The 19,631-nt window shown below is 56.3% G+C and carries 7 protein-coding genes; 3 read left to right on the top strand and 4 right to left on the bottom strand.

Going from position 1 to position 19,631, the window contains the following annotated elements:
* Positions 1 to 66: 66 nt before the first annotated feature.
* Together fabA and fabB are read left to right on the top strand one after the other, a co-directional pair.
* Positions 67 to 582, top strand: a complete 516-nt coding sequence (fabA, locus tag ACW17M_RS20095; protein WP_022520895.1) for a 3-hydroxyacyl-[acyl-carrier-protein] dehydratase FabA — start codon at positions 67 to 69, stop codon at positions 580 to 582.
* A gap of 13 nt (positions 583 to 595) precedes the next feature.
* Complete coding sequence (gene fabB / locus ACW17M_RS20090) at positions 596 to 1,813, top strand: beta-ketoacyl-ACP synthase I (protein WP_022520896.1); 1,218 nt, start codon at positions 596 to 598, stop codon at positions 1,811 to 1,813.
* Between the two features lie 105 nt (positions 1,814 to 1,918).
* Here the strand turns inward: fabB and ACW17M_RS20085 are convergent, their stop codons facing one another.
* Positions 1,919 to 2,653, bottom strand: a complete 735-nt coding sequence (locus ACW17M_RS20085; protein WP_022520897.1) for a lysophospholipid acyltransferase family protein — start codon at positions 2,651 to 2,653, stop codon at positions 1,919 to 1,921.
* Complete coding sequence (locus ACW17M_RS20080; RefSeq protein ID WP_022520898.1) at positions 2,650 to 3,540, bottom strand: sugar nucleotide-binding protein; 891 nt, start codon at positions 3,538 to 3,540, stop codon at positions 2,650 to 2,652. The genes ACW17M_RS20085 and ACW17M_RS20080 overlap by 4 nt, the downstream gene beginning before the upstream one ends.
* Positions 3,541 to 4,236: 696 nt before the next feature.
* On the opposite strand from ACW17M_RS20080, the gene ACW17M_RS20075 reads away from it, so the two are divergent.
* A complete protein-coding gene (locus tag ACW17M_RS20075) occupies positions 4,237 to 17,340 on the top strand; it encodes a carbohydrate-binding protein (protein WP_457548006.1) in 13,104 nt (4,367 codons plus the stop codon).
* An 89-nt stretch (positions 17,341 to 17,429) separates the two neighbouring features.
* On the opposite strand, the gene ACW17M_RS20070 is transcribed toward ACW17M_RS20075, so the two are convergent.
* Positions 17,430 to 18,077, bottom strand: a complete 648-nt coding sequence (locus ACW17M_RS20070; RefSeq protein WP_022520910.1) for a single-stranded DNA-binding protein — start codon at positions 18,075 to 18,077, stop codon at positions 17,430 to 17,432.
* 72 nt (positions 18,078 to 18,149) lie between these two features.
* Positions 18,150 to 19,529: an MFS transporter gene (locus ACW17M_RS20065; protein ID WP_457548005.1), complete on the bottom strand. Its 1,380-nt coding sequence runs from the start codon at positions 19,527 to 19,529 to the stop codon at positions 18,150 to 18,152.
* Between the last annotated feature and the right edge of the window lie 102 nt (positions 19,530 to 19,631).

Genomic DNA, 19,631 nt, shown 5'->3' with positions numbered 1-19,631 from the left:
ACGTGCATTCAGCGGTTTCGGGAAGTAGACTAGCCACACAACCAATTTGATATTCGGAACGATTCAGTGACCAAGCAACATTCCTTTGATCGCGAAGAACTGCTGGCCTGCTCCCGCGGCGAGCTATTCGGCCCCGGAAATGCACAGCTCCCGGCTCCTAACATGCTGATGCTTGATCGCATCAAGCACATTCACGAAGAGGGCGGTGAGCATGGCAAGGGCGAGCTGATCGCCGAGCTGGATATCACGCCTGACTTGTGGTTCTTTGACTGCCACTTCCCTGGGGATCCCGTTATGCCTGGCTGTTTAGGGTTAGACGCCATGTGGCAGCTAGTCGGGTTTTACCTGGGCTGGCTAGGCCACCCTGGTCGCGGACGTGCGCTTGGCTGCGGCGAAGTTAAATTCAGCGGACAGATCCTGCCGGATGCACAAAAAGTGACCTATAGCATTAATATTAAGCGTATTATTACCCGACGTCTTATCTTGGGTATCGCCGACGGCACCGTAACCGTCGACGGACGCGACATTTATCAGGCTAATGATCTGCGCGTTGGCCTATTTACCTCCACTGCGAATTTCTGAACAGGAGGCTCCCATGCGACGAGTGGTAGTCACCGGCCTTGGCATCGTATCGTGCCTTGGCAACGACCAACGACAGGTCCTGGACGCGCTCAAAACTGGGCGTAGCGGTATTCGTTTTAAGGAAGAGTATGCCGAGCGTGGCTTCCGTAGCCATGTGGCAGGCAGCGTCGATATCGATCTTGAAGCACTCATTGACCGCAAACTGCTCCGCTTTATGGGCGACGCGGCGGCCTATGCTTACGTTTCTATGGCCCAAGCCATCGAAGACGCTGGGCTAAGCGAAGCGCAGGTCTCCAACGAGCGTACGGGGCTTATTGCGGGCTCTGGCGGTGCTTCAAGCGCTAATCAGGTTGAAGCAGCCGACATACTGCGCGAAAAAGGTCTGCGCCGCGTTGGTCCTTATCGCGTCACTCGGACAATGGGTAGCACTGTGTCAGCGTGCTTGGCAACGCCGTTTAAAATCAAAGGCGTCAATTACTCCATCTCTTCTGCCTGCGCGACCTCCGCACACTGTATTGGCAGCGCGATGGAACAAATTCAGCTTAACAAGCAGGATGTGGTATTTGCCGGTGGCGGAGAAGAGGAGCACTGGACCCTCTCCTGTTTGTTTGATGCCATGGGTGCGCTCTCTACCCACTACAACGATACCCCTGAAAAGGCCTCACGCCCTTACGATAAAGCTCGTGACGGCTTTGTTATCGCCGGCGGCGGTGGCATGCTGGTGTTGGAAGAACTCGAGCACGCTAAAGCCCGCGGCGCCAAGATCTATGGCGAACTGGTGGGTTACGGCGCGACTTCTGACGGCCATGATATGGTCGCCCCTTCGGGAGAAGGTGCTACGCGTTGCATGCGTCAGGCGATGGCAACGGTCGATGGTGATATTGACTACATCAATACCCATGGCACTTCGACACCCGTCGGCGATGTTGCCGAACTGAAGGCGATACGCGAAGTGTTTGGGAATACAACACCCGCCATGAGCTCGACCAAATCGCTCACCGGCCACTCCCTGGGGGCTACCGGTGTACAGGAAGCGATCTACTCACTGCTGATGATGCAACACAACTTTGTTGCCGCCTCAGCGAATATCACCGATTTGGATGAGCAGGCCGACGGCTTTGATATTGTCACCGAACGCCGCGATGACGTGACGATAGAACGTGCCTTGTCTAATAGCTTCGGCTTTGGCGGTACCAATGCGTGTTTAGTCTTCCAGCGTTTCAACGACTAACGCTAGTACGGCTACTCGCATGATAAGCATAAAAACGGCGCCCATTGGGCGCCGTTTTTATGCTCAGGCTTTTATGTACAGGCGTAACGTATACGCAAAAGACGGTTACCGAGAGGTAGGCCGTGGCACGTCTGAAATTTCCTGTAACTGCGCTTCAATCCACGCCTCGACGTCTGCGAGCACTTCATCGGGCATACGCCCGGCTGTTTCAATCGGCTTACCAATGCGCACACGCAGGACGCCTGGCCGCTTAACCCAGTGGCGGCCTGGCCAGCGTTCACCCGCATTATGAGCCACCGGCAATACCGGCACCCCTGCCCGACACGCCACCACGCTGCCACTTTTGTTATAGCGTTTGCGGATGCCTGGATCTACCCGTGTCCCTTCAGGAAAAATCAGTACTGAAAGCCCCGTTCCCAAACGCTCGACGCCTTGAGTAAGCACTTGCTTCATCGCCCGTGCTGGTTTCGAGCGGTCCAGACTAATCGGGCGAAGCAGACGCAACCCCCAGCCAAAGATCGGCAGGCGCAGTAATTCGCGCTTTAACACGGTACATACCGGTGGCTTCATCACCTGTAGAAACACGGTTTCCCACTCACACTGGTGGTTGGCTTGAATCACACACGGGCCACTGGGCAGGTTTTCCCGCCCTTGGATGTCGTAGCGCACCCCGCAGGCAATACGAAACCACACCATCAAAAAGTAATTATACAAATTAAGCAATCGGTAGCGGCCAGACAGTGGAAGAAACGGCGCAATGGGCAGAAACAGGATGCCGATCATCAGCATGGCCAAAAAGTAGCCAGCATAAAAGACCAAGCTGCGAACCACATTTATCAAGCCGACGCTCCTGTATTGCTGACACGGTTACTTTCACGGGTTAAACACCACGTATCCAACATACGCCCAGCCTCTAACCGCCACGGTTTTTGATGAACGCCAAACACATCCAGCACACGCCGGCAGTTCAAAACGCGCCGTAGCTTTGCATCATGATGATGTTTAAGCGGCTGAACCTCGCCGAGGGTAATCTGCTCACCGCGCCCCTCAAGGTGCGTTAACAGCTGAGTACGCACCATGGAGGTAAAGGTAAAGGCGCTGACCGGCTCGGTGCCAGCAAGATGGTAAGCCCCCCAAGCCTCAGCACCGCTGACCTGCTGCTGTAGCATGCCAATCAGCGCCATGGCAACGGCATCCGCGGAGGTCGGGCAAAAAATCACATCCTCCGCAGCGCGCACTGCCTTCCCGAGTACCAAATCACCAATGATGTCATTTAGCCACGCATGGCTTCCTTCCAGCGCAAACAGCGGGCCTAAGCGCACAATCAAATGACGCCGAAACTCCGCACGGATGCGATCACCGGTCTGCACCAGACGGCGCAAGCTATCATCCCGTGGCGCGGGCACCACATGCTCATCAATGGGGACATCCAAACCATCTTCATAGAGCTGATCGGAGACACACCATATCAACGCTACGTCTTGCGCCTGGCAGGCATCCAGACAAATATCTACCGCATCGGCATGCGCCGTCACATCCGCTGGCGCCATATTCAGTGGATGGGCCAACGGTGGAATAATCACGGCGTCGGGGGCTATCGCCTCAAGACGAGAGGCGGTAATGATTGTACCCTGTTCAATGACTAACTCCGTATCGGCGCGACGGCTTGCTTCCCGAGCCAGTGCCAAGTTTAAGCAGTGGCCGGCATCCAATATCAAAAGTTTCACAACCATCCTCTGCACAATTTACAAACATTAGTGCCAACCACCCAAGATCTAGGCACTGTCGTACAAGATAAGGCTCATGGCTGCCGCTCGGCGACAGGAGCGGTACACTTTACTGGTTCTCGCCCCCCGTAGGAAGCCTCCTCACCGCCGTGACCGACGAATTTGGCCGCTATTACGGTCAGAATAAACCGCGTGAAAAACCAATCTTAAATAGCTGCATAATGGATATTATCAGAGTAAAGCGCCTTAAACACTGGTGACGAGATGGAATCAACCACAGTCTATTGCTTAAAAAACTAATAACTCTCTAATAGCATTCTTGACTATATAGGCAGTAAAAAGAGTTCAAATAGTAATCAATCATCAACTCCAAAAAACTAAAGCCTCATCATAAGATAATCATTTTTTTAGCCATATTTCTAAACAACTTACCAAACACTCATATTACATGAGCTATAACCCTCTACTTTCTAAAAATAATATTTAATAAACCAACCAGACAATACAACGACATTAGAAATTTAACCCTTGTGAGATATGAGAGGTTAACTAAGGTAGAAAATTGTAACGAGCATGGAGCCGAGGTGGCCACTACACGGCTCATGGGGATCTGATGCTCAGCACCTTCTCAATATCAACAACCCTAATATGCCAGGTGTTGCCTGCAATTAGCTAATTACATCACAGGGGTGTCTTATGTTCTCTATTTCTTGGGTCGATGCAGCGAGTGGTGAAGTCCAGCGTGGCTTAAACAGCGCGCAGACAGTGGCAGTAGATGAAATAGAAAATAGTGCAATCCGTATCATTCCTATCATTAATACCCCCCTTGATTCGTTATCTCTTACGGAATCAATCGAATTAACCATCATTAATAGCGAGGGTGAGTCACTAACGCTCACGAAAACATCTCCACCTTTTATCTTCGATAACCTCCCTAACCTTACCAATGGTGACGTTCAACTGCTGATTAGCGCACTCGACAGTGGAGGCAACTTAATTGAAGCTGGCAGTGAGGCGGTCACCTTTGAAGTCACCGAAAGCCTTCCCGTGCCCCCTGTTTTCATCCCCATCCGTATTCAGGCAGAAGATACCGACAATACAGATGGCGACAGCAACTATGCTGTTATGACAGGTGGCGTGACCACGTCCGCCGTCGGTGAACCCAATGCCGTTAATGCTGATGGCAATGCCTATGCCGATTTTGTCGGCCCGAGTGGTGAAACTCTTACCTTCAATATCGATGTCCCGGAGGCGGGTGAATATGAACTGGCGGTAAGCTACGCCTTGAGTCGAAACAACGATGCTGTCGCCAGCGAACGTAACCGCCCTCTGCGTCTAGAAGTGAATGATCAGTTGGTTGATCGCATGTTTGACCTACGCAGTACCAGCCCCGAAGGCAACAATAATGCAAGTGACTTCACTACCTTCGCTGAACGCACCATTATTGTGCAGCTTCAAGAGGGGCAAAACAGCGTCAGCTTTACGTCAAATGGCCTCAGCGGCCCCAATGTGGATTATCTCGAGATCCGCAAACCCGCGCTAGGCAGTCAGGTGATCCAAGGCGAAGAGCTTTTTTTGTCACCAGAACCCGACCTAACCCCAGATGGCATCGATACCAATCGCCCGGTGACTACCGCCAATATCGTAAGCCTCAACGACACCTTTCGAGTAGGTGCCGAAGAGGCTAGCTACCTGGATTGGGCATTTGGCAATGTAGATGCTTATGGGGAATTTGTTTATCAAGCCCCCGTCGCGGGCACCTATTCCATGACCGTAACCTATGCCAGCTCCAGCGGCAGGCCGCTTGATTTGTCGCTGGTCGAAGGCAGCGGCTTAACGAGTATTGGCACCTTTGCATTTGCAGAAACAACGCCCGCCCTTTATATGCCCGATGATCTCGGTGATCTGCCCAGCGGCGTAACTACCAGTACGCCCGCTGCCACGCAATGGGAAGGTTGGACGACAGAAACACTCGAATTCACGCTAGCCGCTGGCGAAAACTTACTGCGGCTGGGCGGCCGCGCCAACGGCCCCAATATCGATAAAATTGAGATGGCGTTGGTGGCGGCAGAGCCTTCCGCACCCACCGCCCTGCTGCTAGATAACAACAGCGTGCTGGAAAACCAGGAAGGCGCCGTTATTGGTCAGCTCATTGTGGAAGACCAGGATGACGACACCCATAGTTTTACTGTCAGCGACGAGCGCTTCGAGGTAGATGTCAGCGGCGTATTGCGCTTGAAAAGCGGCACAAGCCTTGATTTTGAAACGACAACCTCGGTCAGCGTCGAGATAACCGCCACTGACCCGGCGGGTGCGAGTGTTAGCGAAACATTCGTCATTGCCGTTGGTGATGTTGAAGATAGCGTTACACCTCCTCCCGAGCCCGCCGATCCCATCCGCCTCCAGGCGGAAGCGTTCGACACTGCCACGACCTTTACCATCGAGAACATCGCCGCCGCCGATGGCGGCCAGGCCATTCGCCTGCCCGGAAACAGCGAAGGCACCGCCAGCTACGCCCTGGAGGGCAAGGTGGCCGCCGGTACCTATACCGTCATCGTCGGCTATGTCGACGAGAGCGACGGTGAAAGTAGTGCCCAGCTGAGTATCGGTAACGCCACCGGCGAGAGCTTCAGCGGCAATTGGATCTTCGATGACGACGCTGACAGCGGCAACGGTGTTCAGCCGCAAAACTTTCGCACTGCCACCTTTGCCGACGTGACCGTGGGCGATGACGCTACCCTATCGCTCAGCGCCAGCTCGACGGCGTTGGAGTACGCGCGCATCGACTATATCGAGTTTGTGCCCACGGGCAGTGTAGACCCGGAGCCGACTATCCTGCTGGGCATCGCCGATGCCAACCAGGTGGTGGAGAGTGGCGATGAAGGCGTCACCACGCTGAGCTTTGCGTTGAGCGCCTCAAACGCTTTTAGCGGTGACGTGGAGCTTACCCTGGAAATTAATGGCGTTGCCGACACCCGCACGGTCACCTTCACTGACGGGGTCGCCACCCTAGCGGTTGATGTCGCCAACGACGACGAAGATAACGGTAGCGAAACCGTCACGGTCGCCCTTATCGGCGCCACCGATGACAGCGTCGCCATCGACAGTACCGCCGCGACGGCCAGCGGTAGCGTCAGTGAAGATGACGAAGCGGTAGTGCCTGCCGATCCCATCCGCCTCCAGGCGGAAGCGTTCGACACTGCCACGACCTTTACCATCGAGAACATCGCCGCCGCCGATGGCGGCCAGGCCATTCGCCTGCCCGGAAACAGCGAAGGCACCGCCAGCTACGCCCTGGAGGGCAAGGTGGCCGCCGGTACCTATACCGTCATCGTCGGCTATGTCGACGAGAGCGACGGTGAAAGTAGTGCCCAGCTGAGTATCGGTAACGCCACCGGCGAGAGCTTCAGCGGCAATTGGATCTTCGATGACGACGCTGACAGCGGCAACGGTGTTCAGCCGCAAAACTTTCGCACTGCCACCTTTGCCGACGTGACCGTGGGCGATGACGCTACCCTATCGCTCAGCGCCAGCTCGACGGCGTTGGAGTACGCGCGCATCGACTATATCGAGTTTGTGCCCACGGGCAGTGTAGACCCGGAGCCGACTATCCTGCTGGGCATCGCCGATGCCGATCCGGTGGTGGAGAGTGGCGATGAAGGCGTCACCACGCTGAGCTTTGCGTTGAGCGCCTCAAACGCTTTTAGCGGCGACGTGGAGCTAGCCCTGGAAATTGATGGTATTGCCGACACCCGCACGGTCAGCTTTATCGACGGTGCCGCCACCCTAGCCGTTGATGTCGCCAACGACGACGAAGATAACGGTAGCGAAACCGTCACGGTTGCCCTTATCGGCGCCACCGGTGACACCTTCGCCATCGACAGCGCCGCCGCGACGGCCAGCGGTAGCGTAAGCGAAGATGACGAAGTAGAGCCCCCCGTAGAATCAATTCGCCTACAGGCCGAAGCGTTCGACACTGCCACCACCTTCACCATCGAAAACATCGCCGCCGCCGATGGCGGCCAAGCTATTCGTCTGCCCGGAAACAGCGAAGGTACCGCCAGCTACGCCCTGGAGGGCAAGGTGGCCGCCGGTACCTATACCGTCATCGTCGGCTATGTCGACGAGAGCGACGGTGAAAGCACTGCCCAACTAAGTATCGGTAACGCCGACGGCGAGAGCTTCAGCGGCAGCTGGACATTCGATGACGACGCTGACAGCGGCAACGGTGTTCAGCCGCAAAACTTTCGCACTGCCACCTTTGCCGACGTGACCGTGGGCGATGACGCTACCCTATCGCTCAGCGCCAGCTCGACGGCGCTGGAGTACGCACGCATCGACTATATCGAGTTTGTGCCCACGGACAGCGGCGAGCCGGAGCCGACTATCCTGCTGGGCATCGCCGATGCCGATCCGGTGGTAGAGAGTGGCGATGAGGGCGTCACTACGCTGAGCTTTGCATTGAGCGCCTCAAACGCTTTTAGCGGTGACGTGGAGCTTGCCCTGGAAATTGATGGCGTTGCCGATACCCGCACGGTCACCTTTATCGACGGTGCCGCCACCCTAGCGGTTGATGTCGCCAACGACGACGAAGATAACGGTAGCGAAAACGTCACGGTCGCGCTTATCGGCGCCACCGGTGACAGCTTCGCCATCGACAGCGCCGCCGCGACGGCCAGCGGTAGCGTAAGCGAGGATGATGCCGTTCCAGACACTGTCGCGCCCATCGTTATCCAGGCAGAGGATGCTGCTCTGGTCACCGTCAATGATAGTGGCCTACCCTCCAATGCCGATTTCACGCGAGTGGTAGATCCTAATAATCCCGATGCCTTCACTAATTACCGTGAAGGAGCCGTCGGTGGTGCCTATATGGACTTTGGCACAAACCCCGGCGACGAAGTTATCTTCAACGTTGAAACCGAGGTAGCTGGCACCTACACCGCGGTAATTCGTTACGCCAACGGTAGCGCAGGGCCCCGCCCCCTTGACCTAATGATCAATGGAACGCCTGTTCCCCAAGCGGCTTTCCCGCCGGCAGTCAATGATGGCGTCAACGACCCATGGGATAGCTGGCTAGAGCTTGAAGTGGAGATGGAGCTTCAAGCTGGCCCCAACAGCGTCTCATTTGCCATACCGGCAGTGGCCGATGGCGGTGTCAATAACGGCCCCAATATCGATCAGATTATCTTCAACTACCAGCAGGACGACGGCGGTGAAACACCCACCGAGCCCTTCCTGTTTGAGATTCAGGGTGAAGCGCTCACCATCGACGATGATGAGCCTACCCCTGATACAGTGGTTCGCGACGCTAGCAATCCCGAAACCAATGCAGCCGCTGGCCCGGACGGCCTATGGGATGGTTTTACCGGCAGCGGCTACCTCGATATGGGCAACGAAGCCGGTGATGCGGCCTTCTTTGAGGTAGCCGTCGAAGAAGCGGGCACTTATACCCTGAATGTGCGCTATGCCAACGGTGATGGCGCCGGGGCTAGCCGACCGATGACTCTCCTGGTAGGTGGCGCCCCCCAGGGCCAACTGGCCTTCCCCACCACTGGCGCAGGCAACGACGGCTGGGTGAATTGGCAAGACGCCACCATTGAGCTGGAACTGATGGCGGGCAACAACACCATCCGGCTGGAGAACGTCGGTAATGCCGGCCCCAATATTGATAGCCTGAGCGTCAGCCGAGAGGGTACTCAAGAGCCACCGGTTGTCGAGCCAGGTGAGCGCTTTGCCGTCAAGATTAATTTCGAGCCCGATGGCTTTGCCACTCCGGAAGGCTATATCGCCGATACCGGCTTAGCGTTTGGCGATCAATCCGTCGAGATCGATGGCCAAGTTTACCAGTACGGCTGGGTTACCGAGGCCTCCATCGCCGATGGCACCGAAAATGGCACTATACCGATGGCGATCAATACCCTCTCCAGTGTCGCCGTTAACGATCGTACCGACGACATCGTCGGTCTTGACCCCCGCCAGGGCACCTACGCTCACTTCGACCAGCCTGCGGAAGGCTATGTACGCGCCGGATGGGAAATGGAACTGGACGACGGCTATTATGAGGTCACGATTTCTATCGGCGATACCTCAGGGCCTTACGACAGCGTCAATCTGATCAACGCCGAAGGTGAGCAATTCAGCACCCCCTTTACGCCGTTCCGGCCCGATGATTTTCCAGCCGACAATAGCCCCAGCAACGACACCGAAGGCTTCCGCTCCGAGTTGGTCACCCGCGTGGTACAGGTTACCGATGGCCGCTTGACCCTGGATTCGATTGGCCTTGGTGATAATACCGAGGTCCAGTATATCGAGATCCAGTCGATTCCCGACCTGACACCGGAGGATGACCGTGAGGCACCGGAAGATTACGCCTTCTTCACCGACCCGCGTGCTATCGCCGGAGTGGGCGAGAACGAGATTCGGGTCGAGTTAGACGCCGAAGACGGCACGCCCCCCACCGGCGTCGATCCCGATTCGGATATTTTCGTGGGCATCTCGGTCGTCGATGGCCGTGGCGGTGCCCTGCTGGAAAGCTTAGGTGACGGCTCCGTACGGCTCTTCGAAACTGTCAGCGGCGAAGAGGTAGCTCTCAACGTCAACACTACCGGCGGCTTCGATTCGTTGACGATTTCTCCCAACAGCATGCTCAAAGAGTTCACCAGCTACACCCTGGTCATCGAAGGCTTTCAGGATCGTGGCGCCAATGACAACCCTGACGCTCCAACTCGGGAGTTCCAGAAATTCACCAACACCTTCATCACCGGTGAAGCCTCTGAAATTGTGCCAAGAGAAGTAGCATTCAACGATGTCATTGAGCTCAACGGCGCTGCCGACAACGCTTACCAGTTCACCTCGCTGGAGCTATCACCTGATGGCAGCAAGATGTACATCTCGAATATGCTGGGCGAGATCAAGCGTTACGACGTTAACCCGCAAACCGGTGCGCTCTCCAATGAGCAAGTGTTGGCACTCGACTACTTTGCGGGGGACTCTGCAGGGCCGCGGGGCATTATCGGCCTAACCTTCGACCCTACTGACCCCAATGTCTTGTGGGTAAGCGATAACTATCCAATTCCACTTGAAGGGCGTGATAATGGCGTCCCCGATTTCAGTGGACGCATTTCCAAGATTACCCTGGAAGAAGGTGACGCTTTCAACGCCACTGCTGAAGCCTATATCACCGGGCTGCCGCGCTCCAACGGCGACCACGTTACCAATAGCCTCGAATTCCGCGCCAACCCCGAATTCGATGCCAACACCAACCCAGACGTACCAAGCCACTTGCTGTATCTACTTCAGGGATCGAACTCGGCAATGGGGGCACCCGATAGCGCTTGGGGTAACCGCCCTGAGCGACTGCTCAGTGCGGCTGTCATGGAAATAGATCCGACCCGTGAAGCGCCAGCAGGTGGCTTTGATGTAACCACCGAGCCCTTGCCTGAGGATGGCTTCAACCGCCGTTTCACCGACGATGACGGCGTTGATTTCAAGGCAGACCCGATTGCCATGGGTGATGACCGTTTTCTGGTCTTCGCGGCCAACGGTACCGCAACAGTAGAGGATTCCGATGGTAACTTAATCGAGAGTTATTATGATCCTTTCGCCGATGACGCTGTGGTCAAGATTTTTGCCACCGGCGTACGCAATGCCTATGACCTAGTGTGGCACTCCAATGGCAATCTCTACGTCCCGACCAACGGCTCGGCGGCCGGCGGCAACGTACCGGATGACCCCTCAACACCGCAAAATGAGTACGTAAGTAACGTCGAAAAACAGGACGACTACCTGTTTACGGTTAAGGAAGGAGGCTATTACGGACATCCCAACCCCCTGCGCGATGAGTTTATCCTCAATGGCGGTAACCCAACCGCAGGCAACGATGCCAACCAGGTAGGTAACTACCCTGCCGGCCAAGACCCTGACCCCAACTACGACATCGAGGGAGTCTATTCGTTAGGCGAGAACCGTTCTCCCAACGGCGTCACCGAGTACACCAGCGGCGTGTTTGGCGGCAACCTGCAAGGCAGCGTGCTGTTCACCGAATATTCTGGTGGTGACGATATACGCTCCATTACTTTCGACGCCGCAGGCAACATCACTGGGGACGAAGTGCTCCGCGATGTGAATGGTAACGTTATCACCTACATAGACCCGCTGGATATTATCGAAAACCCGGCCACCGGCCAGCTCTACCTGCTGACGCTGAACCGCAACAACGGTCAGAGCCAGATCATTCGCCTCGACCCCGCTCCTGGAGGTGTCATCGTTGACCCAGAAGAGCCTGATGATGAGCTGGTGTCGCTACTCACTATTCAGGCAGAAGACAATACGCCCAACGATGGTACCAGCGTATCAATTGCTCAAGGTGGTGGTGCTGAGATTCAAATCCGCACGGTGAATAACCCCGAAGCCAACCAGCCAACCGGTGTCCGCCCTGGCGCCTTCGGTTTGGACGGTAACAATGATGATACCGATGGCGTATTAGGCGGCTATGCCGATTTTGGCAGTACGAATAGCGACTTTATCACCTTCAGTTTCGAGCTATCAGGGGCCGATGCGGGTGATTCAGTGCTGCGAGTTCGCTACGGTAACGGCGACACGGTTAATCGCCCGCTGGAAGTATTCGTCAATAACGTTAGCGTAGGTACCTTCGGCTTCAGCCCACCCGCTGGCGTCACTGGCGATGATGCCTGGAACGAGTGGCTAACGCTGGATATCCCAGCGTCGCTGGTATCAGGGCTTAATACGGTACGCTTCCAGGCCGTCAATAATACGGGCCCCAATATCGACCAGTTGGAGATCCTACAGGCCCCCGAAGACACATCGCCCGGCTACACCGACTACGAAGCTGAAAACGCTCAGCTCGATGGGCCGGTGATTATCACCAACAGTGAGGATGACCGCAACGCCTCGGGTGAAGGGTTCGTCGATTTCAATGGCACCAGCGACCAGAGTATTACCTGGACAGTAGAGGTCGATGAGGCTGGCACCTACGACGTTGGCTTCCGCTATGCCCTGGCAGCCTCCAAGGCTGACCGTCCAATGGTAGTCACCGTCAACGGTATCGATATTGGCACGCTCAATTTCCCAGGTCAGAGTAACGAAGCTGAGGATAACTGGTTCTTCCAGTCAACCGAGTTAACCCTGGGCACAGGCAGCAATACTATTACCGTCACAGCCCCGGGGGCCAATGGCCCCAATGTCGACCTGCTGCGCATCGCGGATACCCCATTGGATACCTTCGAGCCCGTTTACGCAGACATTGATGGCAGTGGCCGTATCGAGCTGGAAAGCGGCGATAGTGCTCGGGCTGTCAATGACCGTACCGCCGACTTCTACTTCACGGTGAATGAGGACGGCGCCTACAAACTTGACCTGGCCGCCAATGCGGGCGCACCGGATGGTGGTGCGTTGACGCTGCTGCTCAACGGGCAGCCGGTGGATGAGATGAGTTTCCCAGGCGTTGGCGAGGCCGGCGAGCAGTCCGCCTATATCGAGCTTCAGGCGGGACTCACCTACAACCTGCGGGTTGTTTCCACGGCGGATGGCGTCGATGAAATCGACTACCTTGATATCTCGCCCGCCCCCGGCGACCCCGATGCAGGTATCGGTATCCAGAGCAACGATGCGGCCTACTACTCAGACCGCTTGCACTTCAGCTACCTGGAGAACGACAGCGCCTCCAACCCTAACCGTGACTATAAAGAGGATGCCACGGTCACTATCAGCAATACCGGCACCAACGAGCTGGTTTTTATTGACGCCGATCTTGATGGCCCCTTCACTCTCGTCGATCCCGATATCTTCGCTGGCCTGACACTGGCTGCAGGAGAATCGATTGACGTGCAAGTGCTGTTTGACCGCGCGGCCTATACGCCACCCACTAACGATGCAGGCGACGGCGTCTTTGAGGGAACGCTGCGCCTGGTCACCAACGACGCCGACACCCCCGTCGCCGAGGTGCACCTAGCAGGCTTCTGGCAGGCGCGTGACGAAGGCGGCTGGGAGCCCAACGTCAACGAGGTCTGGGAAGTGTTCGGTTTTGGCAACGTCATCCAGGGGCTAACCACCGTAGGTGGTGGCGAGAACTCGGTTCTCAACGACTTCGACCTTTACCGGCCGGTCAATGATGACGAGGTGATGTCACGTTACTGGAAGATAGCCGATGGCTTTGAGTCGGCCACGATTACCCAGTTGGCGGCCTACCACGGCAACGGGGGAGCAACGCTGGGGATTCATAATCCCGGCAATAAAAACCAGGATATTATCCTTTCCGATCATGCAGGCGACAATAACCAGTCGCTACTGCCTATCAAGGCCAATGGACAATTCGCGACGGCAACGTTCACTCGCGACCAAATCCCCGACGGCTGGATCGGTAACGATATCTTTGGTATCGAGGTTGCCAATCTCTCAACCGACCCGTCGCTCAATCCCACTGGAGGCGGCACGGTACCGCCAGGGGCGGAAGACATTGAGCGTGGCTATACCGTGCGGGTATTCCAGGCACTGGATGCCAATGGCAACGTAATCCCTAACACCTACCTGGGCGTGATGGATTACACCGGCATCAACTATGACTACAACGACAACATGTTTGTCATTGAAGGGATCTCACCGGTTTCCGGCGGCGAGATCTCCATCACCAACCTGGATGGGGTACCCTCGGATGATCGCCTGGTGATGAGCCGAATAGAAAACCCGGCCAACGCCAGCCAGGTGTTCCACGACGAATCGACCTTTACCATCACCAACGATGGCTTCGCCGACCTGGAGATCAGCAGCCTGGCAATTTCCGATCCGAGCCTATTTGAGATCGTGGGAGCCACCGAAAACCTGCTCATTCCCGCCGGCGGCACACTGGATGTCACCGTTCGCTTTATCGCCGAGGATTTCGATGACGGTACGCTGTATGAGTCCACGCTGATCATTAACTCAAACGACGGTGATGAGGGAACCAAAACGATCCAACTGGCGGGGATTGCCCAGGGCCAGTCAGAGAATGGCCAGGAGCCGCTGGTACAGGAGATCATCGATGCCTTCGGCTTCTCGACCAATGTGGCCGAGGGGCAGATGAATCAGGGCGGGTTGGTGGAAGCGAACGGGGATGAGATTCTCTCGCCCTACTTCCAGCGTGCCGACGGTCAATCGCCGATCAAGATCACCCAGTTGGCGGCATATCATACCCAAGGCGATGTGGCGCGACTGTTTATCCACGATGTGGATAGCCGGGATCGTAACGAGATACTGGCCCACGACGAGCAGGATGGGCAAACGCTGCTGCCGCGGGCACTCAATAGTGGCGACTTGCTGACCACCACCACTCTGGATCGGGACGCGCCCTTTGGCTTCTTTGCGGACATTACCGGTCGCCAAGGCTACATCTCCTGGTCTGACCCCGATGCCAACCTCTACGAAGACACCATCGATGCTATCGGCAGCCCCGGCACCAACCTGAACTGGGACGAAAACGACGGCCACCTGATTCGCGTCTACGTAGCGAAAGACGCAGCAGGCAACGTCATTCCCAATACCTATATCGTGATTCAGGACTATGCGGGGGTGAACTACGACTACAACGACAATATCTTCCTGGTCGAGAATGTTCAGACCTATGACCCCACCGGGGTGGAGGATGCCGATGGCAACGGCCGCATCGATCTCTATGACGACAGTGACGGCGATGGCATTCCGAACTTCCTGGATGACCAGGCACCTGTAGAGCAAACTGCTTACAACACAGGCGAAACGCCGTGGACACTCGGGGCGGGTGGATTGACGCTGGAAGCCAAGCTGTTCGATAACGGTGGCCAGGGCGTGGCCTACAACGACACCACCACCGCCCATCAGGGTGCAGCGTTCCGCTCCGACGAAGCGGTGGATATCTCCAACGGCACCGAAGCCTTGGGCTATATCGCCGATGGCGAGTGGGTCGAGTACACGCTCAATGTTGAAACGGCAGGCACCTATGCACTGAGCTTCCTCACCTCGGCAACATCAAATGGAAAATCCATCACCGCCGCTTTTGAGCAGGATGGCAACTTCCAGAGCAGTGCCTCGATCAACCTGCCCAATACCGGCAGCTTCACCAGCTTCCAGACGGTTGGCCCACTGGAGTTCGATCTTGATGCTGGCGAGCAAGTGTTGCGACTGACGTTCAACGGCGGCCAGCTTGACCTGCAGTCGTTCAGCTTCGAGGCGATCGACCTGGGAGAGGAGGAGCAACAGCCCTTCAACACCAACCAAACGCCATGGCTGGTAGAGGATGAAGGCCTCGTGCTGGATGCCGTCAACTACGATAGCGGCGGTCAGGATGTCGCCTACAACGACAGCAGCGAGAATCAGGAAGGTAGCAACTTCCGGGGCGATGGCGTGGACATCGTCGGTGACGGTTCGGCCATCGGCTGGATCGAAAACAATGAGTGGGTCGAGTACACGCTCAATGTGGCTCAGGCAGGCACTTACGAGCTCTCCTTCCTCTCGGCGCTGGGGTCGACCGGTGGTGCCGCACGCTCCATTACTGCGTCCTTCGCCCAAGGAGATAGCCCTTACACCACCGCCTCGCCGGTCAGCGTGAACTACAGCGGCAGTTGGACGACCTTTGTACCCACCGACAGCGTACAGGTAGAACTGGAAGCCGGTGAACAGGTGCTGCGCTTAACCTTTAACGGCGGCTCCCAAGACCTGGCCTCGTTCTCACTCGCCCCGATCACTACTATCGGCAGCCAAATACCCTTCAATGACAGTGGAACCCCCTGGGAGGTGGGCGACAGCTTCACGCTGGATGCCGCACTATTTGATGTCGGCGGTGAAGGCATCTCTTACAGCGATAGCGATCCTCAGCAAGAAGGTAGCAATTTCCGTGAAGGCGGCGTTGATATCGTCGGTAATGGCACAGCGATCGGCTGGGTTGATGTTGGAGAATGGGTTGAGTACACCATCGACGTGGCCCAATCCGGCACTTACAGCCTATCGTTCCTCGCTTCGACTCCCTCAAGCGATGTCACCATCACTGCCGCCGTCGAAAAAAATGGGGCGTTCTATCTGGAAGCCAGCTCACCGCCGCTGCCCAACACTGGCTCCTGGAGCAACCCTGTTGCCAGTGACGGTATGTTGCTCGATTTACAGGCCGGGGAGCAGACCCTGCGGTTAACCTTCAACGGGTCAGCGGGCAGCGACTTGATGGACTTCCAATCATTCACCCTTGAACGTGAGAACGTACAGCAAGCCTTTAACGAGGAGGGCACCCCCTGGTTGATTGACGACGACGGCCTGTTTCTCGACGCTATCAACTACGACCAGGGTGGCGCGGGCATAGCCTACAACGATAGCAGCGAAACCCAACTGGGTAACGCCAGCATTCGCGGCGAAGGTGTGGATATTGTTGGCGACGGTGAGGCCATAGGTTGGATCGCCAATAATGAATGGGTAGAGTACACCGTCGATGTCGTTGAAGCTGGCGAACACACCTTCTCGTTTATTACCGCGACACCTTGGTCTGGCCGCAGCATAACGGTCGCCGCTGAGAAAGATGGCGTGTTCTACGCACAAGCCTCCCCGCTTAGCGTTCCCAATAGCGGCGACTGGGGAAACTATGTCCAAGGGCCGGAGGTGACGCTCAACTTGCAGGAGGGGGAACAAGTAGTACGGTTAACCTTCAATGGTGGCTCAATGGATCTTCAATCACTCATCATTGAGCAAAGCGAGAACCAGCCCTCAGCACTAAGCCTTAATAGCGGTGAAGATGCCCTGGGGGTGACGGGAGTTCAAGAGCCATCAACGAGTGAGCTGTTGTTCTAACCGCGGTTACCAAGCCTGGTACGCAATATAGCCCGCTTTTTAGCGGGCTATATTGTGATCTCGTTAATCGTTTTAGGCGTTTTACGTCTTTAGAACGGGATCTCATCGTCGAAGTCGTCGAAGTTACCCGGATCCGGAGCGCCGTAGCTGCTGTTCTGCTGGTTGGGCGGTGGAGCTTGGTTGCCCTGGTGCGGTGCTGGCTGAGCGGGCCGTGGTGGCTGCTGTGGGCTCTGCCCGCCAGGGTAGTTATTTCCGCCTTGAGGCGCACCACCCTGAGGGGGATAGCCGCCTTGGTGATTAGCAGCAGGATTATTTTGAGCCGGCGCATTCTGGGGGGCGTTCTGAGGAGCGTTCTGGGAATAGTTATTTTGCGGAGCGCCACCGCCCTGGTAATCACCGCTACGGCCATCAAGCATCTGCATATCGTTGGCAACGATTTCCGTCGAGTAGCGATCTTGCCCATTCTGATCCTGCCACTTACGGGTTTGCAGGCGCCCTTCAATATAGACTTTGGAGCCTTTTTTCAGGTACTGCTGGGCGATCTCAGCGGTTTTATTGAACATCACCACGCGGTGCCATTCGGTGCGCTCTTGGCGTTGACCGCTTTGGCGATCCATCCAGGTATCAGTGGTGGCCAGGTTTAGGTTGGCCACAGCGGTGCCGCTGGGAGTGAAACGCACCTCTGGATCCTGCCCGAGGTTGCCAATCAGAATGACTTTGTTAATGCCGCGAGCCATAAGGCGCTCCTTTAATAGCTGTCATGTAGAGTTTATTGCCAACCGCCGCCACACTTCATCGGCACGGCTGGATTAAGATTTGGGGGGTGCCATGAGCTTGTTCAACGCCGCCTGATCGAGCTGCTGGCGGTTCACCTTTAAATAGACCAAACGCTCTTCTGGCACCACCATTACGTCTTCGACGCCGACCACATCGGCTAAGTGTTCCATCAACAGGTCGAGCGCATCTGCCTGGGTCTCGTGTAGCGCCACCACTTCGCTGGAGAGCGGGGGCGGTGCGGGCATCCGCCACATGGCGATCCACCAGCATAGCGCAAGCCCAGCACAGCCAATAAAAACCGCGTTGAGGCCACCGTAATGCGCCAGTAAACCGCCTAGCGTACCGCCTAAAAAAGCGCCTAAAAATTGGCTGGTGGAGTAGACCCCCATCGCGGTACCTTTGGCGCCCGCCGGGGCTAACTTACTGAGCATGGAAGGTAGCGTCGCTTCCAGCAAGTTAAAGCCGGTGAAGAACACAAACAGCCATACAAACAGCCAGTAACTTGGCGAGAGTGGCAACCCCAGCCCGGCCAAACTAATCACAATAGCGCCGATCGCAACCAAGCACATCAAACGCATGCGCTGCTGCTTCTCGGCCACAATTATCAGCGGCACCATGGCCACAAACGATAGCGCCATAATGCCAAGATATGCCAGCCCGTGATACTCAATCGCTACACCGGCGTCTAGCAGGCGAAAAGGTACCGCGACAAATATCGCCATCAGCACTAAATGCAGGGCAAAAATCGACATATCCAGCCGCCATAAATCGGGGCGGGTGATGACACTTTTAAACTGCTGGCGATCCATGCCCACATCGCGGTGACGTCGCCGCCGCGGCGCGGCAGGCACCCAGCGCCATAGCACCAGCAGCCCCACCAGCGTTAGTAGCGAGGTAAACCAGAAGACCCCAGCCAGCCCAGCCCAGGCGGCAAGCCATGGCCCCAGCACCATCGCAATCGCAAACGAAACGCCAATAGAAAGCCCAATGGTGGCCATAGCGGCGGTGCGCACTTCTTCACGGGTTTGATCCGCCAGCAGCGCCATAATCGCCGCGGCAACGGCACCGCCACCCTGCAGCGCTCGCCCGGCAATCACACCAATAATGGTATCGGATAGAGCGGCGACCACGCTGCCGAGTGCAAATATCAATAGCCCCATGGCAATCACCCGCTTACGACCAATGCGGTCAGAGAGTAAGCCAAACGGGATTTGCAGCGTTGCCTGGGTTAAACCATAAATCCCCAGCGCCACGCCCACGAGTAGCGGGGTCGAACCCTCAAGGATGTCGGCATACAGCGCCAACACCGGCAGCACCATAAACAGACCCAGCATGCGCGATGCATAAAGCCCGGCCAAACCACTGATCGCACGTCGTTCAGAGGCCAGCAATAGTGCGGAAACCTTGCGCATAATGCCCTTTTATATGGTGGTTAAGCATGTGGTGAGTCAGAGTGGATTGTGACAATCCTCTATTCTAGCGGTTTGGGCTGGCGCTGGAAACGTCGCGAGTTG

This window comes from Vreelandella sp. 2A-K22, assembly GCF_054065485.1.
Note: the sequence above shows the minus strand (reverse complement) of the source record. Positions and strands in the feature narration are given on the sequence as shown.